Genomic DNA, 25,395 nt, shown 5'->3' on the forward strand with positions numbered 1-25,395 from the left:
CCAGCCCCCCGCACCACCCGACTTCTGTTGTAAGGAAACGAAAGCGATGACCACCTCGAGGAAGAGCCGCATCGACGCGCTGCCCGCGGAACTGCGGGAGACGCTCAAGCGCCGGCTGGCCGGGCGGGCGGAGCGGTCCGACGTGATCGGCCGGGCGCCGCGGGAGAACGCCCTGCCGCTGTCGTTCGCCCAGCAGCGCCTGTGGTTCCTCGACGAGTTCCGCCCGGGGGACGCGGAGTACAACAGCGCCGTGGCGCTGCGGCTGACCGGGCCGCTCGACACGAGCGCCCTCACCGGCGCACTGGCGCGGCTGGTGTCGCGGCACGAGTCGCTGCGCACGACCGTCGACGACACCGGCGGCATCCCGGTGCAGGTCGTCCACGCCGATCCGGAGATCCCGGTGCGGACGGTCGACCTGACCACCGACCCCGCGTTGCGGCCGGCCGACCTGGACGAGGTGCTGGAGGCGGAGTACGGCCGGTCGTTCGACCTCCGCCGCGGCCCGCTGGTGCGGCTGCTGCTGGTGCGGGTCGCCGACGAGCAGCACATCCTGCTGATCACCGCCCACCACATCGTCACCGACGGCGAGTCGATGGGCATCCTGGTCGGCGAGCTCGGCGCGCTGTACGCGGCCGCCGTGCGCGGCGAACCCGCCGAGCTGCCCGAGCCGGCGGTGCAGTACGCCGATTTCGCCGTGTGGCAGCGGAACCGGCTCGCCGGACCCGCCCTCGACCGGCACCTCGCCTACTGGACGACCCAGCTGGCCGGCGTCGAACCCCTGGACCTGCCGTCCGACCGGCCGCGGCCGGCCGTGCGCACGACGGCCGGTGCCGTGCACCGCTTCAGCGTCCCGGCCGGCGTCGCGGCGGGACTGGCCGAGCTGGCCCGGCTCCACGACACCACGCTCTACACCGTGCTGGTCGCGGCCTGCCAGGTGCTGTTCGCCCGCTACACCGGCCGGAGCGACATCGCCGTCGGCACCGTGGTGTCCGGCCGGAACCGGCCCGAACTGCAGCGGACGGTCGGCTTCTTCGTCGACACCGTCGTCATCCGGTCCACTGTGGACCGGACCGCGCCGTTCGGGACGTTCCTCGACGCCGTCCGCACCACCGTGCTGGAGTCCTTCGAGCACGCCGAAGCCCCGTTCGAAAAGCTCGTCGAAGCCCTGCGCCTCGACCGCGACGCCAGCCGCAACCCGCTGTTCGACGCGATGGTGCTGCTGCACGGGAGCCAGGGCGGGCCGGCGGACTTCGGCGGGCTGACGGCCGAGCCGGTCGAGGTGGCCCGCCGCGCGGCCAACTTCGACCTCACCGTCGAGTTCCAGCCGGCCGCGGCCGCGCTCGAAGGCTCGCTGGAGTACAACACCGACCTGTTCGACGAGCGGACCGCCGTCGCGCTGGGCGAGCACCTCACCGTGCTGCTGACCGCGATCGCCGCCGACGCGCGGCGCCCGGTCGGCGAGCTGCCGCTGCTGACCGGCGACGAACGCCGCCGGCTGCTCACCGGCTGGAACGACACCGCGCTGGACGTGCCCGCGGCCACCGTCACCGAGCTGTTCGAGTCGCAGGCCCAGCGCAGCCCGGACGAGACCGCGCTCGTCGCCGGGGACATCGCGCTGAGCTTCGCCGAGCTCAACGCGCTCGCCAACCGCCTGGCCCGCCACCTCGTCGCGCTGGGCGCCGGCCCCGAGCGGGTGGTGGCGCTCGAGCTGCCGCGGACGGCGGAGGCCATCGTGGCCTTCCTGGCGGTGCTGAAGGCGGGTGCGGTGTACCTGCCGATCGATCCGGCCCTGCCCGCCGACCGGAAGGAGCTGCTGCGGCGGGACGCCGGCGCCACCCTGGTCCTCGGAACGGCGGAAATCGCCGCCGCGCACCAGGAGTACTCCGCCGCGGACCTCACCGACGCCGACCGCCGGGCGCCGCTGCGGCCGGACAACACGGCCTATGTCATCTACACGTCCGGGTCGACCGGCCGCCCGAAGGGCGTGGCAGTCCCGCACCGCAACCTCACCAACCTGCTCTTCAACCACCGCCACGACTTCGCCCCGCCCGGACGGCGGCTGCGGGTCGCGCTGACCGCCACGCTGTCGTTCGACACGTCCCTGGAAGGCCCGCTGCTCATGGCCGACGGCCACGAGCTGCACCTGATCGGGGACGACGTCCGGCTCGACGCCCACGCCCTCGTCGGCCACATCGCCGAACGCCGGATCGACTTCCTCGACCTCACCCCGACCTACCTGCGCCGGCTGATCCCCGCCGGGCTGCTGACCGACCCGCGGCACCGGCCCAAGATCCTGATGCTCGGCGGCGAAGCCCTGGACGACACCCTTTGGCGGGACCTCGCCGGCGCCGAAGTCACGGTGGCGCACAACTTCTACGGCCCCACCGAGTACACAGTGGACGCCGTCTCGTGCCGGGTCGGCGAAACGGCCCGCCCGGTGCTGGGCCGTCCGCTGGCCAACACCCGCGCCTACGTCGTCGACCAGGACCTGCGGCCGGTCCCCGCCGGGGTGCCCGGCGAACTGTGCCTCGCCGGGGCGCAGCTCGCCCGCGGCTACCTCGGGCGCCCGGGCCGGACGGCCGGCAGCTTCGTCGCCAATCCGTTCGGTGCGCCGGGCGAGCGGATGTACCGCACCGGCGACCGGGTCCGCTGGACCGCGGACGGGCAGCTGGAGTACCTGGGCCGGCTCGACGACCAGGTGAAGATCCGCGGCTTCCGGGTCGAGCCGGGCGAGGTCGAGGCCGCGCTGGTCCGCCTGCCCGGGGTCACCGCGGCCGTCGTGGTCGCCCACCGGCCGGACGGCGGCCACGCCCGGCTGGTCGCCTACGTCGTCGGCGCCGGACCGGTGCCGCCCACCGCCGACGAGCTGCGCGCCGCCCTGCGGGCCACGCTGCCGGACTACCTGGTGCCCTCGGCGTTCGTCCCGATCGACGCGATCCCCCTGACCCCGCAGGGCAAAGTCGACCGGCGGGCCCTGCCCGCCCCCGACGCCCCGGCGGACAGCGGCCAGGCCTACGTGCCCGCGCGCACCGCCGTCGAGCACCAGCTGGTGGCGATCTGGTCCGAAGTGCTCGGCAACGACCGCATCGGCGTCGAGGACAACTTCTTCGGCCTCGGCGGCGACTCGATCCTCAGCATCCAGGTGGTCGCCCAAGCCCGCCAGGCCGGCCTGCGGCTCACCTCGCGGGACATCTTCCTGCACCAGACCATCGCCGGGCTCGCGACCGCGGTGCAGACCGCCGCGGTCCAGGCCCCGGCGGCGGGACCGGTCGCCGGCCCCGCCCCGCTCACCCCGATCCAGCACTGGTTCTTCGCCACCCACGGGCCCCTGGCCCACTTCACCATGTCGCAGCTGCTCGAGCTGCCCGCCGACGTCGACCCGCAGGCGCTGCGGGCCGCCCTCGACGCGGTCGTCGCCCACCACGACGCCCTGCGGACCCGGTTCTTCACCGTCGACGGGCAGTGGCGGCAGGAGGTCACGCCGGAGCCGCCGACCGGCGTCCTGCGGATCCGGGACCTGTCCTCGCTCGGCGACGCCGGGCAGCGCGCCGGTGTCGAGGCCGCGGCCGCGCAGGTGCGCGCCGGCCTCGACCTGGCCACCGGCGCCCTCGCCGGCGCGGCGCTGCTCGTCCGCGGCGCCCGGCCGCCGCTGCTGTTCCTGGCCGTGCACCACGTGGTCACCGACGGCGTTTCGCTGCGGCTGCTGCTCGGCGACCTCGAAACCGCCTACGGCCAGGTCGCCGCCGGGGCGCCGGTCCGGCTCGCGGCCACCGCCACGCCCTTCACCCAGTGGGCGCACCTGCTGGAGCGGCACGTCCGTTCCGGCGGGTTCGACGACGACCTCGAGCACTGGACGCGCGTGGCGCGGCGGGTCCCGGCGGCGCTGGCGGCCGACCACGCGGGCGCCGGCACCACCGGCTCCACCCGCACGCTGACCGTGACCCTCGGCGCCGAAGACACCGACGCGCTGCTGCACCGCGTCCCGGCGACCTACCGGACCCAGGTCAACGACGTGCTGCTGAGCGCCCTCGGGCGGGCACTGGCCGACCGCACGCGGGAAGACGGCGTCCTGATCGCGCTGGAGGGGCACGGCCGCGAGGACGTCCTCGACGGCGTGGACCTTTCCCGCACCATCGGCTGGTTCACCACGCAGTTCCCGGTGGCGCTCGACCTGCCGCCGTCGGGGGACTGGGGCGCCACCCTCAAGGCGGTCAAGGAGCAGCTGCGGGCCGTCCCGCGCCGCGGCCTGAGCTACGAGGCCCTGCGGTACCTCGGCGAGCCCGGCGCGCCCGGACACGCGCTGCAGGCGTTCCCGCTGCCGCAGATCTGCTTCAACTACCACGGCCGCTGGGACGCCCAGGCCGGTGACCACGGGCTGTTCCGCGGACGGCACGACAGCCCGGGCGCCGACATCGCCCCGGACGAGGCGAGCACCTACCAGCTGGACGTCACCGGCGTCGTCGAGTCCGGCGCGCTGTCGTTGACCTGGTCCTACTCCGACCAGGTCAACGACGAAGACACCGTCCGCGAGCTGGCGGAGGCGATGCTCGCGGGCCTGCGCGAGATCGTCGCCCACTGCGCGCGGCCCGGCAGCGGCGGCCGCACGCCGTCGGACTTCCCGCTCGCCCGGCTCGATCAATCCACTGTGGACAGAATTGCCGGCGACGGCCGCGCCGTCGACGACATCTACCCGCTGACCCCCCTGCAGGCGGGCATGTTGTTCCACAGCCTTTTTGCGGGGGGTCCGGGTGGCGGAGCCCCCGGCCCGGGGCGGAGCCCCGGATGTGACAGCCTGCTCGATCCCACCGCCGACGCCTACGTCGACCAGGCACGGATGCTCCTGGACGGTGTTCGCGACCCCGACGCGTTCGCACAGGCCTGGCAGCAGGTCGCCGACCGCACCCCGGTCCTGCGGACCGAACTGGTCTGGGAGGGCGTCGAGGACCCCCTGCAGGTCGTGCGGCACCGGGCGGTCGTGCCGATCACCCGCCACGACTGGCGTGGCCTGTCCGAAGCCGAGCAGACCGCCCAGCTGGACCGGCTCTCGGCCGACGACGCCGCCACGGGCCTGGATCTCACCACCGCCCCGCTGATGCGGCTGGCGATCATCGCGCTGACCCACGACCGCGTGCTGCTGATGTGGACCTCCCACCACATCGTGCTCGACGGCTGGAGCCTGGCCCGGATCTTCACCGAGGTGTGCGAGCAGTACGCCGCGATCACCGAGCACCGGGTGCCCCGCGTGCCGGCGCACCGGCCGTTCCGCGACTACCTCGGCTGGCTCGCCGCGCAGGACGTCACCGCGGCCGAAGACCACTGGCGCACGGTGCTGTCCGGCTTCGCCGCTCCGACCCCGCTGCCGTGGGACCGGTCCCCGGCGAGCGCGCACCGGACGCGCTCGTCGCGGACGGTCCGGACGTCTTTGTCCACTGAGGACACTGCCCGGCTGCGAGACGTGGCCCGGCGTCACGGCCTGACCGTCAACACGCTCGTGCAGGGGGCCTGGGCGCTGCTGCTGGCCCACTCCAGTGGCGAACCCGACGTCGTGTTCGGCACCACCGTCTCCGGCCGGCCCGACGACCTGCCTGGCGTGGAGACCATGATCGGGATGTTCATCAACACCATCCCGACCCGGACGCGGATCGACCGCGGCGAGCGGGTGCTGTCGTGGCTGCGGCGGCTGCAGGACGAGCAGAACCAGGCCCGCCGCTACGACTTCCTCGCGCTCGGGAAGCTGCGCGCCCTCAGCGACGTCCCGCCGGGGGAGAACCTGTTCGACAGCATGGTCGCGTTCGAGAACTACCCCTTCGACGAGAACGCCGCCGCGCAGGCGGGCGTCACGCTGCGCGAGGTGACCGCCCTCGACGCCACCACCTTCCCGGTCACCCTGCGCGCCTACGTCGACCGGCGTCTCGGCTTCGAGCTGGGCACCGACCCGGCGCTGTTCGACGAGGAGACCGCCATCGCGATGGCGGCCCGGCTGGAGACTCTCCTGCTGGGGATCGCCGAGATCCCGGACCGCCCGATCGCCCGGCTGCCGTGGCTGTCGGCCGAGGACCGCGCCGGGCTCACCGCCGACCGGCCCGCGTCGCTGCCCGCCCCCACCATCACCGAGCTGTTCGCCGCCCGGGTCGCGGCGCAGCCGGAGGCGATCGCGCTCACCGCCGACGGCGTCTCCCTGACCTACGCCGAGCTCAACGCGCGGGCGAACCGGCTGGCGCACCGGCTGATCGAGCTCGGCGCCGGGCCCGAGCGGTTCGTCGCGCTGCGCCTGCCGCGCTCGGCGGAGCAGGTCGTCGCCATCCTCGCCGTGCTCAAGGCCGGCGCCGCCTACCTGCCGATCGACCCGGCCACCCCGGCCGAACGCGTCGAGCGGATGTGCGCCGACACCGATCCCGTCGCCGTCCTCACCCCCGAAGACGTCGACGTCGAGACGGGCCCCGAGACCGACCCGCCGCTGCGCTGCACGCCCGACCACCCCGCCTACGTCATCTACACCTCCGGCTCGACCGGGCTGCCCAAGGGCGTGGTGATCCCGCACCGCAACGTCACGCGCCTGTTCGCCGCGACGGACGCCCGCTTCGGGTTCGGCTCGGACGACGTCTGGACGCTGTTCCACTCCTACGCGTTCGACTTCTCCGTGTGGGAGATCTGGGGCCCGCTGCTGCACGGCGGCCGGCTCGTCGTCGTCCCGCACGCGGTGTCCCGCTCGCCGCGGGACTTCCTGCGCCTGCTGGCCGACGAGGGCGTCACCGTGCTCAACCAGACGCCGTCGGCGTTCTACCAGCTCATCCGGGCCGACGAGGACGATCCCGAAGCCGGCGGCCGGCTTGCGCTGCGGTACGTGATCTTCGGCGGCGAGGCCCTGGAAACGCGCCGGCTGGCCGGCTGGTTCGCCCGCCACGGCGACCGCGCGCCGCGGCTGGTGAACATGTACGGCATCACCGAAACCACGGTGCACGTCACCCACCACGACCTTCGGTCCGACAGGGACACAGTGGGCACTCCGGGGCTCATCGGCACCGCCCTGCCCGACCTGCGCGGGTACGTCCTCGACCCGGACCTGAACCCGGTCCCGGCCGGCGTGCCCGGCGAGCTCTACGTCGCCGGCGACGGCCTGGCCCGCGGCTACCTCGGCCGCCCGGGGCTGACCGCCGCCCGGTTCGTCGCCGACCCGTTCGGCGCGCCCGGGTCCCGGATGTACCGGTCCGGTGACCGCGTGTCCCGCACCCGCGAAGGTGCCCTGCGCTACCACGGCCGCGCCGACCAGCAGGTGAAGATCCGCGGCTTCCGGATCGAGCCGGGCGAGATCGAAACCGCCCTGCTCGCCCTGACCGACGTCGGCTCGGCGGCGGTGCTGGCCCGCGAGGACGAACCCGGCCGCAAGCGGCTGGTCGCCTACGTCGTCCCGGCCACACCGGACGCCCCGCCGAGCGCGGCGCGGCTGCGCGAGCACCTCGGCCGGTCGCTGCCGGACTACATGGTGCCATCGGCGTTCGTCATGCTCGACGAACTCCCGTTGACCCGCAACGGAAAGCTCGACCAGCGCGCGCTGCCCGCGCCCGCCGCGGCGGGGCCGGAAAGCACCGAGTTCGCCGAACCCCGCACCGAAGCCGAACGCACGGTCGCGACGGTGCTGGCCGCCACGCTCGGCCTGGAGCGCGTCGGGGCCGACGGCAACTTCTTCGAGCTGGGCGGGGATTCCATCCTCAGCATCCGGTTCACCTCCGCGCTGCGAGAGGCCTTCGGCGTCGAGGTGTCCCCGCGCACGGTGTTCGACCACCCGACGGTGGCCGGCTTGGCGGCCGCGCTGCCCGCCGCGTCCGCCACGCCGCTGTCCGCGGCGATCACCCCGGCCGGCCGCGACGCCGAGCTGCCGCTGTCCTTCGCCCAGCAGCGGCTGTGGTTCCTCGACGACTTCGCGCCCGGCAGCACCGACCACGTCACGGTCTTCGGCGTGCGGCTGCGCGGCGACCTGCGGCCCGACGCGCTCGGCCGGGCGCTCACCACGCTGATCGCCCGGCACGAGTCGCTGCGCACCACGTTCCCGGCCGTCGACGGACGCCCCCGCCAGGTCGTGGGGGAGCCGTGGCAGCTCGCGCTGCCGGTCACCGACCTCGCCGGCTCGTCGACGGCGGAGGAGGAGCTGCGGCGGCTGCTGGCCGACGACCTCGCCCGGCCGTTCGACCTCGCCCGTGGCCCGCTGCTGCGGGCGCGCCTCGTCCGCCTCGCCGTGGACGACCACGCGCTCGTGCTGTCGCTGCACCACATCATCACCGACGGCTGGTCGATGGGCGTCCTCGCCGGCGAGCTGGCCACCCTCTACGGCGACGAGCGGGTCACCCTGCCGCCGCTGCCCGTCCAGTACGCGGACTTCGCGGCGTGGCAGCGCGAGCGCCTCACCGGCGAGTTCCTCGACGAGCAGCTCGGCTTCTGGCGCCACGAGCTCGACGGCCTGCGCCCGCTGGACCTGCCGACCGACCGCCCGCGCCCGGCCACCCGGACCTCGAACGGCGCCGAGCACGAGTTCACCCTCGGCGCCGAGGCCCTCGCCGGGCTGCGCCGGCTGAGCCGCGACCGCGACACGACGCTGTTCACCGCGCTGGTCGCGGCCTGCCAGCTGGTGCTGCGCCGCTGGTCCGGCCAGGACGACGTCGCCGTCGGCACGGTGACCTCCGGCCGCGACCACCCGGAGGTCCAGGACCTCGTCGGCCTCTTCGTCAACACCGTCGTCCTGCGGTCGCAAGTGGACGGACGGCGGGGCTTCGGCGAGCTGCTCGGCGCCGTCCGCCGGACGGTCCTGGACGCCTTCGCCCACCAGGAAGTGCCGTTCGAGCGGATCGTCGACGAGCTGAGCCCCGACCGCGACCCCAGCCGCACCCCGCTGTTCGAGGTGCTGGTGACCCTGCAGAACGCCGGCAACCGCCTGCCCGCCCTCACCGGGCTCACGGCCGGGGAACTGACCCTGCCGATGACCACCGCCGGGTTCGACCTGAGCGTCGAGTTCGAGGAGGGGCCCGACGGGCTGCGGGGCCTGCTGAACTACAACACCGACCTGTTCGACGCGGCGACGATGCGGCGGTTCGCCGAGCACCTCACGGTGCTGCTCACCGCCGTCGTGGCCGACCCGGACCGGCCGGTCGACGCACTGCCGCTGCTGCCCGCGGCCGAGCACGCCCTCGTCGTCGAGACGTGGAACGCGACCGGCCGGCCGGTGCCGGACGCGGGAGTCGTCGAGCTGTTCGAGGCCCAGGCCGCCCGGACCCCGCACGCGACGGCCCTGGTCTGCGGCGGCACGGCGTTGTCGTTCGCGGAGCTCAACGCCCGCGCCAACCGGGTCGCGCGGGTGCTCGTCGCCCGGGGTGCCGGGCCCGAGCGGCTGGTGGCGGTCGCCCTGCCGCGCTCGGCCGACCTGGTCGTCACGATGCTCGCCGTCCTCAAGGCCGGTGCCGCCCACCTGCCCCTGGACCCCGAGCTGCCCGCCCGCCGGCGGGAGGCGCTGCTGGCCGACGCCCGGCCGGTGCTGGTGCTCACCGAGCCGGTCGTCGCGGAAGAAGCGGACACGAACCTCACCGACGCCGACCGCCGTGCGCCGCTCACCCCGGACCACGCCGCCTACGCGATCTACACCTCCGGCTCCACCGGAACACCGAAGGGCGTGCTCGTCGGCCACCGCGCGCTCGCCAACTTCGCCGTCGACCACGCCGGCCGGTTCACCGCCGCGGCCGGGAAGGACCGGCTGCGGGTGGCGCTGACCGCGGCGTTCTCGTTCGACGCGTCCTGGGAAACCGTGCTGCTGATGCTCACGGCCGGGCACGAGCTGCACGTGATCGACGCCGAGACCCGGCTCGATCCGGGCGTGCTGGCCGGGTACGTCGCCGAGCACGCGATCGATCTGGTCAACTCGACGCCGTCGTTCGTCCGGCACCTGCTGGACGCCGGGTTCGGGGAACACCGCCCGCCGGTGCTGCTGATCGGCGGGGAAGCCGTCGGCGAAGCGCTGTGGCGCGAGCTGAGCGACCTCGACGGCGTCACCGCGTTCAACCTCTACGGGCCGACCGAGTGCACCGTCGACGCCACCCTCTGCCGGATCGGCGAAACCGCGCGCGAGGTGATCGGCCGCCCGCTCGGGAACGTACAGGCCTACGTCCTGGACGACCGGCTCCGCCCGGCACCGATCGGCGTGCCCGGTGAACTGCACCTGGCCGGCGTCCAGCTGGCCCGCGGCTACCTGAACCGGCCCGGGCTGACGGCGGACCGCTTCCGCGCCAGCCCCTTCGGGCCGCCCGGCAGCCGGATGTACGCCACCGGCGACCGGGCCCGCCGGACCGCCGACGGCCACCTGGAGTACCTCGGCCGCGTCGACGACCAGGTCAAGATCCGCGGCTTCCGGATCGAGCCCGGCGAGGTCGAGGCGGCACTGCGCGCCCTGCCCGAGGTCGCCGACACGGTCGTCGTCGCCCGCCGCGACGACGGCCACGCCCGGCTCGTCGCCTACGTCGTCCCCGCCGACGGGTCCGCCGCGGACCCGGCCCGGCTGCGGACGGCGCTGAAGTCGACCCTGCCCGACCACCTGGTGCCGTCGGTGTTCGTCCCCCTGGACCGGCTGCCGCTGGCCACCAGCGGCAAGGTCGACCGCCGGGCACTGCCCGCGCCCGCCGTCCACCCCGCCCCGGCCGAGGGCCGGACCGCCCCGCGCACCGGCACCGAACGGCTGCTGGCGGAGATCTGGGCCGACGTCCTCGGCGTCGGAGAACCGGGCGTAGACGACAACTTCTTCGCCCTCGGCGGCGATTCGATCCTCAGCATCCAGGTCGTCTCCCGCGCCCGGCGCCGTGGCCTGCGCCTGACCTCCCGGGACGTCTTCCGCCACCAGAGCATCGCCGAGCTCGCGCTCGTCGCGGGCGCCGAAGCGGCCGCCGAGCCCGAAGCGGGGTTCACCGGCTCGGCGCCCCTCACGCCGATCCAGCGGTGGTTCTTCGAAACCGGCCACCACGACCACTTCACGATGTCCACGCTCGCCGAGCTCGATCCGGCCGTCTCGGTTCCCGCGCTGGAAACCGCGTTGGGTGCGGTGCTGGCCCGGCACGACGCCCTGCGCACCCGGTTCACCCGCACCGGGGACGGGTGGCGGCAGGAGTTCCGGCCCGACGCGGAAATCCCGGCCCTGCGGCACGTGTCCGGTGGGGACATCAGCACGGTCGCGGCCGAGGCTCGGGCGGCGCTGCGGGTCGAGGGCGGCCCGCTCGTCGCGGCCGCACTGATCACCGCTCCCGGGCAGGCACCGGGGTTGCTGCTGGTCGTCCACCACCTGGTGGTCGACGGCGTGTCCTGGCGCATCCTCTTCGACGATCTGGAAACCGCCTACCGCCAGGTGGTTTCCGGGCAGCCGGCCGACCTCGGCCCGGCGCCGGTCAGCTTCCTCCGCTGGGCGGACCGCCTCGCGGGGCACGCTTTCGACGCCGAACAACCGTACTGGACCGAAGCGCTCGACGGAGTCGACCCGGACCTGCCGGTGGACGCGACGGGGGAGAACACCGCCGGAAGTGCCCGCACGGTCACCGTCCGCCTGGACCCCGCCACCACCGACGCCCTGCTGCACCAGGTCCCCGAGGTCTACCGCACGCAGATCAACGACGTCCTGCTCGGCGCGCTCGGCCGGGTACTGGCCCGCTGGACCGGCCGCGAACGCGTCCTCGTCGGTTTGGAAGGGCACGGCCGCGAGGAAATCTTCGACGACCTCGACCTGTCCCGCACGGTCGGCTGGTTCACCGCCGAGTTCCCGGTCGCGCTCACCCTCCCCGCGACCGAAAACTGGGGATCGACCCTGAAGGCGGTCAAGGAGCAGCTGCGAGCCGTCCCCGGCAAGGGTCTCGGCTACGGCGCGCTGCGGCGGCACGACGACCCGGTGCCGCAGATTTCCCTGAACTACCACGGACAGTGGACCGCCGCCGGCGACGACGGCGGGCTGTACCGCGGCTGGGGTGGCGACCTCGGCGACGACATCGACCCCGAGCGGCCGCGCACGGCCCTCCTGGACGTCGTCGGCATCGTCGACGGTGGCCGGCTCGAACTCGCCTGGACCTACACCCCCGGCGTGCACCGCGAAGACACCGTGCGCGGGCTCGCCGAGCAGGTCCTCACGGCGTTGCGCGAGATCGTCGCGCACTGCGCCACCCCGGGCGCGGGCGGCCGCACGCCGTCGGACTTCCCCTTGGCCCGGCTGAGCGCGGCCGAACTGGACACCGTGGCCGGCGACGGCCGCGCGGTCGAGGACGTCTACCCGCTGACCCCGCTGCAGGCCGGGATGGTGTTCCACACCCTGGTCGACGCCGGCTCCCCGGCCTACTTCGAGCAGGTCCGCATCCGGCTCGCTCGCGTCGCCGACCCCGCCGCGCTCGCCGCGGCCTGGCAGCGGGTCGCCGACCGGACCCCGGTGCTGCGCACCCGGCTCGTCTGGACGGGTGTCGAAGAGCCCGTGCAGGTGGTGGACCGCGCCGCGACCCTGCCGGTCACCCACCACGACTGGCGCGACCTCGGCCCGGCGGAGCGCGAAGCCGCGCTGCGGGACGCCCTGGCGGCCGATCGGGCCGTGCCGTTCGACCTCACCCGGGCCCCGCTGACCCGGCTGACGATCGCCGCCCTCCCCGGCGACGAGGTCGACCTCGTGTGGACCTCCCACCACGTGCTGTTCGACGGCTGGAGCTCCGCGCAGGTCTTCGCCGAAGCCTGCGAGCAGTACGCCGCCGCGACCGCCGGCGTCCGCCCCGCCCTGGTCACGCGGCGCCCGTACCGCGACTACCTCGGCTGGCTGGCCGGCCGCGACCAGGCCGCGGCCGACGCGTTCTGGCGGGACACCCTGGCCGGCTTCGACGCGCCGACCGCGTTGCCCTACGACCGCCCGCCGGCCGAAGCCCACCAGTCCCGGTCCACCGATTCGGTCCGGATCGAGCTGCCGCCGGCCGCGACGCTGCGGCTGCGGGAGTTCGCCCGGACCCACGGCCTCACCGTCAACACCGTCGTGCAGGGCGCCTGGGCGCTGCTGCTGGCGATGTTCTCCGGCGACCGTGACGTCGTCTTCGGCACCACCGTCTCCGGCCGCCCGGCCGACCTGGCCGGCGTCGAAACCATGATCGGGCTGTTCATCAACACCATCCCCACCCGTGTCCGCGTCGACGGCACCCAGCCGGTCGCGCGGTGGCTCGGGCAGCTGCAGACGGCCCAGAGCGAGGCCCGCGACCACGACTTCGTGTCGTTGGCCCGGTTGCGCCCGCTCAGCGACGTCCCGGCGGGACAGAACCTGTTCGACAGCATGGTCGTGTTCGAGAACTACCCGATCAGCGAGCCCGCCACCGCGGGTGCGCCCCGGGTCGTCGAGGTGGCCTCGGCCGACGCCACGAACTTCCCGCTGTGCCTGCGCGCGTCCCTCGACGAAGGCCTCGCCCTCGACCTCGCCTACGACCCGGCGCTGTTCGACCGGGACACGACGGCGGCCCTGACCGACCGGCTGGCCCGGCTGCTCGACGCCGTCACCGCCGACCCGGACCGGCCCCTGGCCCGGGTGCCGTGGGTCGACGCCGCCGAGCGCGCCCGGGTGCTCGCGGACGCCCACGGCCCGGGCGCCGCCGGGACGCCGTCCACGGTGCCCGCGCTGTTCGCCGACCAGGTGCGGCGCCGTCCGGACGCCGTCGCCGTGCTCGCCGGCGACCGCAGCCTGACCTACGCCGAACTCGACGAGCGGGCGAACCACCTGGCCGCGCGGCTGGCCGGCCTTGGCGTCGTCGCCGAAGACCGGATCGGGCTGCTGCTGGAGCCGTCGGTCGAGCACGTCGTCGCCGAACTCGCCGTGCTCAAGGCGGGTGCGGCCTACGTGCCACTGGACACCCGGGCGCCGCACGAGCGGCTGCGGGCCGTGCTCGCCGAGGCCGGGGTGTCGGTCGTGGTGTCCGGCGACAGCTGGGTGCCGACCGCCGAAGCCGTCCACAGTGGACCGGTACGGACCGTGGGCGGGCAGCGGTCGCGGACCGCACCGGAATGCTCCGTGGCGCCCGAAAACCTCGCCTACGTCATGTACACCTCCGGCTCCACCGGCGTCCCCAAGGGCGTCGCCGTGCGCCACCGCGACATCACCGCGCTGGCCCAGGACGGCCGGTTCGCCGGCGGCGCCCACACCCGGGTGCTCGCGCACTCGCCGCTGGCTTTCGACGCCTCCACCTACGAACTGTGGGTCCCGCTGCTCAACGGCGGCGCGACGGTCCTGCCCGACGGGCCCGACCTCACCGTGGAATCTTTGCGGCGCGCGGTGTCCGCGCACGGGGTGACGGCGGCGTGGCTGACCGCCGGGCTCTTCCGGCTGCTCGCCCAGGACGCCCCGGACTGCCTGCGCGGCCTGCGCGAGGTGTGGACCGGCGGCGACGTCGTCCCGCCCGCCGTGGTGCGGGCGGTCCAGGCCGCCTGCCCCGGCCTCGTCGTGGTCGACGGCTACGGCCCCACCGAAACGACCACCTTCGCCACCTCGTTCCGGATGACCGGCGGGGCGGTCGTCCCCGCACCCGTGCCGATCGGCCGTCCGCTCGACGGCATGCGCGCCTACGTGGTGGACGCCGAGCTGCGCCCGCTGCCCGCCGGGGCGCCCGGCGAACTGTGCCTGGCCGGGGCGGGCCTGGCCCGCGGCTACCTCGGCCGGCCCGGCCTGACCGCCGAGCGGTTCGTCCCCGACCCGTTCGGCGCGCCGGGGGAGCGGATGTACCGCACCGGCGACGTCGTCCGGCGCGGTCCCGGCGGCGACCTGGAATTCCTCGGCCGCTCCGACGACCAGGTCAAGCTGCGCGGGTTCCGGATCGAGCTCGCCGAGGTCGAGGCCGTGCTGGCCGCCCACCCGGCGGTCGCCCAGGCGGTCGCGAGCGTGCACGCGGACGCCGCCGGCACCCGGCGACTGATCGCGCACGTCGTCCTCGCCCCCGGGCGGACCGCGGACCCGGCCGGCCTGCGCGGGCACGCGGCCGCGTCCCTGCCCGAGTACATGGTGCCCGCCGCCGTGCTGGTGCTGGCCGCGCTTCCGTTGAACCGCAACGGGAAGGTCGACCGCCGCGCGCTGCCCGCCCCGGACGGACCGGTGACGTCGCAGCGGCCCTACGCCGAGCCGGCCACCGCGACCCAGCGCGCCGTCGCCGGGATCTGGCAGCGGCTGCTCGGCGTCGAGCGGGTCGGCGCCCAGGACAACTTCTTCGAGCTGGGCGGCGACTCGATCCTCAGCATCCGGCTGGTGTCCCGGCTGCTGGCCGAATGTGGGGTGTCGCTGTCGCCGCGGGCGGTGTTCGCGCACCCCACGGTCTCCCGCCTCGCCGCCGCGATCGAAACCGTCGGGGCCACCGCCAAGGACCCGATCCCGGCCGTGCCCCGCGACCGCGAGCTGCCGCAGTCCTTCGCCCAGCAGCGGCTGTGGTTCCTCGACGAGTTCGAGCCGGGCGGCACCGAGTACGTGACCAGCTCCGCGGTGCGCCTGCGCGGCGCACTGGACGTCGATGCGCTCGCCGGGGCGTTCACCGCGCTGGTCGCCCGGCACGAGCCGCTGCGCACCACGTTCGGCTCGGCCGACGGCCACGGCGTCCAGGTCGTGCACCCGCCGTCGCCGGTGCCGCTGCCGGTCGTCGACGCTCGCGAGGAAGAGCTCGCGAACATCCTGCGTGCCGACGGCGAGCAGCCCTTCGACCTCGGCGAAGGGCCGCTGCTGCGTGCCAAGCTGATCCGGCTCGCCCCGCGGGAGCACGTGCTCACCGTGGCGGTGCACCACATCGTCACCGACGGCTGGTCGAACGGCCTGATCGCCGAAGAGGTCGGCGCGTTCTACGCGGCCGCGCTGCGCGGCGAACCGGCGGACCTGCCGCCGCTGCCGGTGCAGTACGCGGACTTCGCGGCCTGGCAACGCGGCCGGCTCGCCGAGCGGGTGCTGGCCGGCCAGGTCGACTACTGGGCCGAGCGCCTGCGCGACCTCACCCCGCTGGAGCTGCCCACCGACCGGCCCCGCCCGCCGGTGCGCACCACCCGCGGCGCGACGCGCGAGATCGTCGTCCCGGCGGCGGTGACCGCCCGGCTCGAGCAGGTGAGCCGGCAGCGGGAAACGACCCTGTTCACCACGCTCGTCGCCGCCTGCCAGGTGCTGCTCGGCCGCTGGGCCGGCCAGGACGACGTGGCCGTCGGCACGGTCACCTCCGGCCGGGAGCGCCCCGAGCTCGAAGGGCTCGTCGGGTTCTTCGTCAACACGCTGGTGCTGCGGTCTCGGGTCCGTCCGGACGTGGCGTTCACGGCGTTCCTCGACGAGGTCGCGGCGGGCGTCCGCGCGGCGTTCGACCACCAGGACCTGCCGTTCGACCGGGTCGTCGACGCGGTGCAGCCCGGCCGCGACCCGAGCCGGACGCCGCTGTTCCAGGTGATGGTGGTGCTGCAGAACAGTCCCCGCGAAGCGGCCCGGCTGCCCGGCCTGGAGACCGAGGAGCTGCCCCAGCCGGCGACGGCGGCGAACTTCGACCTGACGCTGGAGTTCCAGCCGGACGGCGGAGTCCTGCGGGCGGCGCTGACGTACAACACGGACCTGTTCGACGCGGCCACGATCGACCGCCTGGCCACCCACCTGGGTGTCCTGCTGGCGGGCGTCGCGGACGACCCGGACCGGCCGCTGGCCCGGCTGCCGCTGATCGGCGCGGCCGAGCGTGAGCTGGTGCTGGGTGCCTGGAACGACACGGCCGTCCCGGTGGAGCCGCGCACGCTGGCCGAGCTGGTGTCGGCCCGCGCGCGGCGGACGCCGGACGCGACGGCGGTCATCGCGGGCGAGTCCCTCACCTACGCCGAGCTGGAGGGCCGCGCGTCCCGGTTGGCGCGGGTGCTCGCCGGACGCGGCATCGGCCCGGAGCTGATCGTGGCCCTGGCCCTCCCGCGGTCGGTGGAGATCGTGGTGGCGCAGCTCGCGGTCCTGAAGGCGGGCGGGGCGTTCCTGCCGGTGGACCCGACTTACCCGATCGAGCGCATCACGTTCATGCTCGCCGACGCCCGCCCGGCCCTGGTCCTCACCCTGGAGGGTCTGGCGCCCCCGGCGCCCGAGGGAGTGGAGGTGCTGGCGCTCGACGACCCGGCGCTGTTCGACACCGTGCCGGCCGCGGTGCCGGGAGGCGTGGGCGAGGATTCGGTCCTGGCCGCCGCTTCGGCTGAGCCGGCCGCGTCCGCCGCTGCTTCGGCCGAGCCGGCCGTGCCCGCCGCCGCATCGGCTGAGCCGGCCGCGTCCGCCGCTGCTTCGGCCGAGCCGACCGTGCCCGCCGCCGCTGCGGCCGAGCCGTTCCCGCCGGTCCCCGTCCGCCCCGAGCACCCCGCCTACGTCATCTACACCTCCGGCTCCACCGGCCGGCCCAAGGGCGTGGTCGTCACCCACGCCGGGCTGGCCTCCTTCGCCGCCGCCGAAGCCGAACACCTCCAGGTCACCGAAGGGGACCGGGTCCTGGCCTACTCTTCGCCCAGCTTCGACGCGTCCATCCTGGAACTCTGCCTGGCGCTGCCCAGTGGCGCCGCGCTCGTCGTCGTCCCGCCCGAGCCGCTGCTCGGCGAACCCCTCGCCGAGTTCCTCGCCACCCACCGGATCACCCACACCCTGATCCCGCCCGCCGCGCTGGCCACCGTGCCCGCCACCGACCTGCCGGACCTGCGCACCCTCGTCGTCGGCGGCGACGCCTGCCCGGCGGAGCTCGTCGACCGGTGGGCACCCGGACGGCGGATGATCAACGCCTACGGCCCCACCGAATCGACGATCGTCGCGACCTGGAGCGACCCGCTGGAACCGGGCACGCCGCCGCCGATCGGCCGGCCCATCCCGAACACCCGCGGCTACGTGCTCGACGCCGCCCTCCAACCCGTGCCGATCGGCGTGGCCGGCGAGCTGTACGTCGCCGGGCCGAGCCTGGCCCGCGGCTACCTCGACCGGCCGGGCCTGACCGCCGACCGGTTCACCGCCAACCCCTTCGGCGCGCCGGGGGAGCGGATGTACCGCACCGGCGACGTCGTCCGGTGGACGACGTCACCAGTGCAGCTGGAGTTCACCGGCCGGGCCGACGACCAGGTCAAGGTCCGCGGCTTCCGCATCGAACTCGGCGAAGTCGAGGCGGCGCTGACCCGCCACCCCGGCGTGGCCGCCGCGGTGGCCGCCGTCCAGCAGGACTCCTCGGGCCACAAGCGCCTGGTCGCCTGCTTCGTCGCCGAACCGGGGGCCGGCCCGGCCGGCGCCGGCGGACTGGGGGTGTTGCAGTGGCGGTGGGCGGCCCGGCCCCGGGGGGCCCCGCCCCTGGGGGGGGTGGCCCGGGAGGCGCGCGGGGCTTCCTGAGCCGGTCGCTGCCCGGGCACCTGGTGCCCGCCGCGCTGCTGGAGCTGCCCGCGCTGCCGCTCGGGCCGAGCGGCAAGGTCGATCGCCGCGCCCTGCCCGTGGTCGCCGCCGCGGCCGAGCCGGCCACCCGCCACGTCGAGCCGGTGACCCCGGCCGAGCGCGCGCTCTGCGAGATCTGGGCGCAGGTCCTCGGCTTGGACCGGGTCGGCACCGCCGACAACTTCTTCGAGCTGGGCGGCGATTCCATCCTCAGCATGCAGGTCGTGTCCCGCGCCCGGCAGGCCGGGCTGCGCGTGTCCACAAAGGACATCTTCCTGCACCAGACCGTCGCCGCGCTGGCCCCCGAAGCCGGCGCGGTGGCCGAGGAAGCGGCTGCGGACGGGCCGGTCGTCGGCGAGCTACCGCTGACCCCGATCCAGGACTGGTTCTTCGCCACCCACACCGTCAACCCGCACCACTTCAACCAGTCGATGCTGGTCGAGCTCGCCGACGGCTTCGACGCCGGCGCACTCGACCGGGCGCTGGCCGCGGTGTGGACCCACCACGACGCCCTGCGCATGCGGTTCACCCGCACCGAAGGGGGCTGGCGCCAGCACAACGCCGACGTCGAGCCGGTGCCGGGGCTGCGCCACGAGGACCTGACCGCCGAGCCCGCGGCCGGCCGGGCGGCCGCGCTGGAGCGGATCGCCGACGCCGTCCACGCCGGGTTCGACCTCGCGCGGGGCCCGCTGCTGGCGGCCGTCCTGGTCACCGCCGATCCGGCGTGGCGGCCGCGGCTGTTCCTGGCCGCCCACCACGTCGTGGTCGACGCCGTTTCCTGGCGGATCCTGCTCGACGACCTCGACACCGCCTACCGCCAGGCCGCCCGGGGCGTCCCGATCGACCTCGGCCCGCGGACGACGTCGTTCCGGGACTGGGCGCACCGCCTGCGTGACCACGTCCGCGCCGGCGGCTTCGACGACGAGCTGGCGTACTGGACCGGCCTGCCCGCCTCGGGCGAGCTGCCGGTGGACCACGACGCCACCGGCACCGGCTCGGCGGAGGTCACCGTGGCGCTCGACGCCGACGACACCAACGCCCTGCTGCGCTCGGCGCCGTCGGCGTACCGCACGCGCGTCAACGACGTCCTGCTCGCCGCCCTGGCGTGGGCGCTGGCCCGGTGGACCGGACGGCCGGCCGTCTCGATAGCCCTCGAAGGCCACGGCCGGGAAGACGTCCTCGACGGCGTCGACCTCAACCGGACCGTCGGCTGGTTCACCACCCTCTACCCGGTGGCGCTCTCGGTCGACGGCGCGGACGACCCGGACTGGCGGACGCTGGTCAAGTCGGTTCGCAAGCAGCTGCGGGCCGTGCCGGGCAACGGGTTCGGCTACGGCGCCCTTCGCCACCTCGGCGACCCGGACGTCCGGAAGCAGCTCGCGGAAACCGGGCCGCAGCCGCAGATCTCGTTCAACTACCTCGGCCAGTGGGACGACTCCGGGGCGGCGGCGACCTCCGAAAGCCTCTTCGCGGCGACCCGCGGTTCGCTCGGCCTCGACCACGACCCGGCCGAGCACCGCCCGTACCTGCTCGACCTGGTCGGCGCGGTCCAGGACGGCGAGCTGGTGTTTTCCCTGATCCACCAGCCCGATCGCCACGACCGGGCGACGGTCGAAGCCGTGGTGGGCGACTTCGCCACCGCGCTCAGGCGGATCGCCGCCGACAGCCGGAAGGAGCGGCGGTGACCACGCGCCTTTCGCGGAACCGGAACTACCGGCTGCTGTGGGGCAGCCAGGCGCTGTCGGAGGCCGGGTTCAGCGCGTCGATGATCGCGTTGCCGCTGCTGGTGCTGGCGGTGACCGGTTCGCCGGCGCTGTCCGGGCTGGTGCTCGGCGTCGACGCGATGGCCCAGCTGGTCGCCGGGCTGCCCGCGGGCGCGCTGGCGGACCGGTGGGACCGCAAGAAGATCCTGCTCGGCTGCGAGGCCGCGTACGCGGTGGCGGTGTCGAGCCTGGTGGCGGCGATCTGGTGGGACGGCGTGCGCATCCCCCACCTGATCGCGGTCGCGGCGGTGATGGGCTGCTGCCGGTCGCTGTTCGGCCCGGCCGAAGGCGCGATGCTGGCCGGGGTCGTGCCCCCGGCCCAGCTGCCCACGGCGGTGGCGATGAACTCCGCGCGCGGCGCGCTCGGCCAGCTGTCGGGCACCGCGGTCGGCGGGTTCCTCTACGGCATCGGGCGGGCCGTCCCGTTCGCCTTCGACGTGCTCGTCCACCTGATCTCGCTGGTCGCGCTGACGTTCGTCCGGGCGCCGCGCCGCGAGGCCGCGCGGCTGGAGGGCGGGCACCTCGGCCGGGAGATGGCCGAGGGGCTGCGCTGGGTGTGGAGCGAACGGCACGTGCGCGTCACGGTGGCGTGCGCGGTGAGCTTGAACTTCTTCTTCAGCGCCTACTACATCGTGATCATCGTGCTGGCCAAGGAGCGGGGCGTCACCTCGGGCGAGATCGGCGTGATGGCCGCGATGCTCGGCGTCGGCGGAGTGGTGGGGTCGCTGATCGCGCCCTACCTCCAGCGGCGGCTCAGCCCGTACGTGTCGATCATGAGCGTGTTCTGGGTGCTGACCCTGCTGACCCCGCTGGCGGCCGTGATCCACGACGGCTACCTGCTGGGCGTGCTGTTCGTCGCCATGGCCCTGCTCCCGCCGACCGCCAACACGACGATCGGGACCTACCAGCTGCTGCTCACCCCGGACCGGCTGCGCGGCCGGCTGACCAGCGTGATGGGCGTGATCGGCGGGGTGTCCGCGGCGACCGGGCCCGCCTTCGGCGGACTGGTGGTGCAGGCGTTCCCCGGCACCGGCGCGGTCGTGCTGTGCGCCGCGGGGATCGCCCTGGTGACCCTGGTCGTCACGGTGAGCCCGACCCTGCGCCGCTTCCCCCGCAGCGACACCCTCGTCCCCGCATCCCAGCCGACGACGACCGAGGAGAAAACATCATGACCACCCAGGAATCCGGCGTCGCGTTCGCCTTCGAAGACCTGCTGGCGCGCTCGGCCGAGCTGCGCGAGCGCGGCCCGGTGCACCACGACGAAGAGCGTGGCCTGTGGCGGGTGCTCGACCACCCGGGCGTCTCACGGGTGCTGTCCGACCCGGCGGCGTTCTCGTCGGACTTCAGCGGGCTCACCCCGGTCCAGGAGGACTTCGAAACCTTCCGCAAGGGCAACTTCGTCGGGATGGACCCACCGGACCACCGCAAGCTGCGCACCCTGGTCAGCCAGGCGTTCACCCCGCGGGTGGTGGCCGGCCTCGAGCCGCGGATCCGGGCCATCGCCGGCGAGCTGCTCGACGAGGTCGCCGGGGCGTCCCGCTTCGACGTCGTCGACGCCCTCGCGTACCCGCTGCCGATCATCGTGATCGCGGAGCTGCTCGGCGTCCCGGTGGCGGACCGCCCGCTGTTCACCCGCTGGGCCCAGGTCCTCTTCAGCGGCGACCAGCTGGGCGAGTCGGCCGACATGGCGGACATCCAGCGCGCCCTGGACGCGATCGCCCCGACGATCCGCGAGATGAACGCCTACATCCTCGACCACATCCGGCACCACCGCGCCCACCCCGGCCCGGGCCTGACGAGCCGGCTGGTGGCGGCGGAGTTCAACGGCGAGCGGCTCGAGGACCAGGAGATCGTGGGGTTCGTCGCGCTGCTGCTGATCGCGGGCCACATCACGACGACGGCGTTGCTGGGCAACGCGGTGGTGACGTTCGACCGCAACCCGGCCGCGGCGGCGGCGCTGCGGTCGTCGCCGGCCGGCCTGCCGGCAGCGCTGGAGGAGGTGCTCCGGATGCTGCCGCCGTTCCCCGAGCTGGGCCGCCGCACGACCCGCGAGATCGAGCTGGGCGGCCACCGCATCCCGGAGAACTCGATCGTGATGGCGGACCTGGCGGCGGCCAACCGGGACCCGGCGTTCTTCGACCGGCCGGACTCGTTCGACCCGGCGCGGAACCCCAACCCGCACCTGACGTTCGGCCACGGCATCCACTTCTGCTTCGGCGCGCCGCTGGCGCGGCTGGAGGGCCGGATCGCGTTCGAGGTGCTGTTCGAGCGGTACCGGGACCTGGCGGTCGCCACGGACGCGCCGGTGGAGTTCCAGAACCCGTCGGTGATCGTCAGCGTCAGGCATCTGCCGCTGGACGTGGAGCGGTCCTGACCGGCCGCGGCGCACGCACGGGTTTCCGCGGGTGCGCCGCGCCTTTGTGGTGGCTGTTCGGCAGGTCGTGGACGTCGCGCTGCCATCGTCGCAGCGAGTTGCCGGGCATCCCGGCCTGCCGCAGGATGTCCACCCGGTTCCGGCCGCATGGCGCCCCCGCGGGATCCGGATTCCGCTGTCGAAAAGAAAACGGGGGACGGCGGCGAACGGGTCAATGCGCTGGGGCGAACGCGGGCGCGAGCTTTCCGTCCACCCAGGCCGCGACCACCGCCAGCCCGGTGGCCGCGGCCGCGGCGAGCAGGAGCGCCTGGCCGCCCAGGCCGCTCGCCGCGCCCGCGAGGGCCGCTCCGGCCGCCGCCGAGGTGACCTTCAAGCCCGCGCTCGTCACGAACACCTGGGCCTGCGCGCTCGCCGGGGCGTACGCGCCGCGGGCGGACAGGGTGGCCGTGAACGCCATCGCGTTCAGCAGGCCCAGCACCGCGAACCCGGCGATCGCCACCGCGTAGGCCGGAGCGAACGCCGACATCGCCGTGGCCACCGCCATGGCCGCGAACAGCCGGGCCGTCAGCACCTCCGGCTCGCCGCGCAACGGCCACGCCGTCACCAGGGCCGAGCCCAGGAGACTGCCCGCGCCGTACACGACGGTCAGCGTCGCCCCCGCCGCGGCCGTGCCGCGCAGTTCCGCGCCGAAGCGCACCGCCACGACCGGGAGCGCCCCCAGTTCGACCGCCGCCAGCACCGTCAGGAGCGTCACCCGGCGCAGCGGCCCCCGCCGCACCAGCACCGCCAGCCCGGCGCGCAGGCTCGCGGCCTCCGCCGGGCGCGCGCGGCCCGCCAGCGGCAGCGTCACGACCAGCGCGCCGGCGGCCACCGCCGTGCCGGCCAGCGCGAGCACCGCCTCGAGCGGGCCGGCCACCGCGGTGAGCGTCGCGGCCGCCGCCGGGCCGGCCGTGCCGCCGACGCCGTAGGTCAGCGCGTCCCAGCCGCGGCCGCGGCGGCCCGGGCCGAGGTCGTCCAGCACGCTGCTCAACCCGCCGGTCAGCAGGGGACCGCAGGCGCCGGCGACCGCCACCGCGGCGAGGGCCGCGGCCGTGGGCAGCCGGCCGGTCGCGAGCGCGCCCGCGGTCAGTGCGACCCCGTACACCAGGTACGCGAGCGCCAGCAGCCGGCGCCGGTCGCGGGCGCGGTCGAGGCGGACGGCCAGCCACGGGCCCACCAGGTGCGGTGCGGTCAGCGCGGCGATCAGCAGCCCGCCGGTGGCCGCGGACTGGTGCCGGTCGGCGACCAGCAGGAGGAGCCCGACCGAGGCGCCGCTGTCGGCGCCGCGGACCAGCACCGCGGCCGTCAGGTACCGCGTCAACCCGGACATCGCACCCCCGTCACCCCATTGTCTGGTGACGCCACCTTGGCAGGTGACCGCGTCACCGGTCAATATGGTGACGTGTTCACCTTCCTCAGCGGCCGCCCCTGCCTGGACCTGACGACCACGCTGCAGGTCCGCCACCACGAGCACCCGCGTGAGCTGCTGACCGCGCCCGCCGACGTCACGCGCTGGCTGGCGGAAGCGGGGTACGGCGCCGGCATCGCCGTCGACGACGCCGGGCTCCGCCGGACCGTCGCGCTCCGGGAAACCGTCCACCGGCTGTGCCGCCGGGCCGGGCGCGACGGCGATCGAGCGGAGCTGAACGCGTTCGCCGCGCCGCCGCCGCTGGTGCCGCACTGGACGGGTACCGCGGTCGAGTACCGCGGCGACCTCGGCCAGGCGCTTTCGACGCTCGCCCGCGACGCCGTCGACCTGCTCGCCGGCCCGCACGCCGCCCGGATCCGCGAGTGCGCGCACCCGGACTGCAGCCGCCTGTTCCTGGACGCGTCGCACGCCGGCCGTCGCCGCTGGTGCGACATGACCGCGTGCGGCACCAAGGTCAAGTCCGCGGGGTACCGGCGGCGCCGTCGGGTGGTCGAGGTTCCGGATGCGCCTTGACTGGGTAGCCCACAGGTGTGAGCTGAGCAGGTGACGCCTGCTGCGACGAGTGAGAGGTGATCACATGAGCCAGGGCGACGCCCCGGTCGGGCGATCGGTGAAGACGGCGGCGGCCGGCGTACGGGATCTCGCCGCGGAGGCCGCGCGGGTGGGAGCGGCCGCGGCCGCGCGGGCGGTCGAAATCACCGATCGGAAGCTGGCCGAAGGCAAGGACGAACTCGCGAAGGTCGGTCGCGCGGCGACCAAGGACCTCGACAAGAGCACGCGGTCGTCACGCCGTGACGTGCTGACGAACTCCGGTGCGGCCCGCGACGAGGTCTTGGCCCGCGCGGCGAAGATGCGCGACCCGGGCCGCAAGGCGGCCCAGGCGGTGGCGACGGTGGTGAGCTCGGCGGGCGAGTCCGGCCGGCGCCGCCGGAAGGCCGTGGCCACGGCCAAGCGCGACTTGGCGGTGGCGCTGCAGGAGGCCAAGAGCGTGGCGCGCGGCGAGCGCACGAAGCGCGCACGCTGGCCGTGGCTGGTGGCGTTCGGTGCGGTGGCGGCGGCGATCGTGGCGGTGGTCCAGATCCGCCGGCCGAACCCGCTGGCCGAGGCGGAGAAGAACGCTTCGGCCCAGCCGGGCGAGAAGCCGGCGACGCAGCCGACGGACAAGTCGGCGACGCAGCCGGCGGACAAGTCGGCGACGCAGCCGGCGGACAAGCCGGCCACGGCACCGACGGCGGACAAGCCGGCCACGGTGACCACGCCGGACAAGCCGGCGGCGGCAGCCAAGCCGGCGCAGCCGACCCCGGCCTCGCAGCCGGCGGCCAAGCCGACGCCTACGCCGACCTCGGCTGAGAAGCCCGCGCAGCTGGCGGCCAAGCCCGCCGACGGC

At 74.9% G+C, this 25,395-nt stretch carries 5 protein-coding genes and 1 pseudogene; 5 read left to right on the top strand and 1 reads right to left on the bottom strand.

Going from position 1 to position 25,395, the window contains the following annotated elements; translation table 11 throughout:
• The first annotated feature begins 46 nt into the window (after positions 1-46).
• From ACFVYA_RS28280 to ACFVYA_RS28290, 3 genes and pseudogenes are all read left to right on the top strand, one after another.
• Positions 47-20,088, top strand: a pseudogene (locus ACFVYA_RS28280) (non-ribosomal peptide synthase/polyketide synthase).
• A complete protein-coding gene (locus tag ACFVYA_RS28285; RefSeq protein ID WP_387049257.1) occupies positions 20,085-21,338 on the top strand; it encodes an MFS transporter in 1,254 nt (417 codons plus the stop codon). Before ACFVYA_RS28280 ends, ACFVYA_RS28285 begins: the two are co-directional and overlap by 4 nt.
• Positions 21,335-22,540, top strand: coding sequence for a cytochrome P450 (locus ACFVYA_RS28290; protein WP_387049259.1), 1,206 nt, complete (start codon positions 21,335-21,337; stop codon positions 22,538-22,540). Before ACFVYA_RS28285 ends, ACFVYA_RS28290 begins: the two co-directional genes overlap by 4 nt.
• Positions 22,541-22,751: 211 nt before the next feature.
• On the opposite strand, the gene ACFVYA_RS28295 is transcribed toward ACFVYA_RS28290, so the two are convergent.
• Positions 22,752-23,909, bottom strand: a complete 1,158-nt coding sequence (locus tag ACFVYA_RS28295) for an MFS transporter (RefSeq protein ID WP_387049261.1) — start codon at positions 23,907-23,909, stop codon at positions 22,752-22,754.
• 72 nt (positions 23,910-23,981) lie between these two features.
• Here ACFVYA_RS28295 and ACFVYA_RS28300 point away from each other — a divergent pair, with 72 nt between their 5' ends.
• Positions 23,982-24,521 (top strand): ABATE domain-containing protein, encoded by a 540-nt coding sequence (locus ACFVYA_RS28300; RefSeq protein WP_285990358.1) that lies wholly within the window; start codon positions 23,982-23,984, stop codon positions 24,519-24,521.
• 64 nt (positions 24,522-24,585) lie between these two features.
• On the top strand, positions 24,586-25,395 hold an 810-nt coding region (locus ACFVYA_RS28305), incomplete at its 3' end, for a hypothetical protein (RefSeq protein ID WP_387049264.1).

Origin of the sequence: Amycolatopsis sp. NPDC058278, assembly GCF_042881395.1 — a bacterium.
In the GTDB taxonomy this organism is placed as follows: Bacteria; Actinomycetota; Actinomycetes; order Mycobacteriales; family Pseudonocardiaceae; genus Amycolatopsis.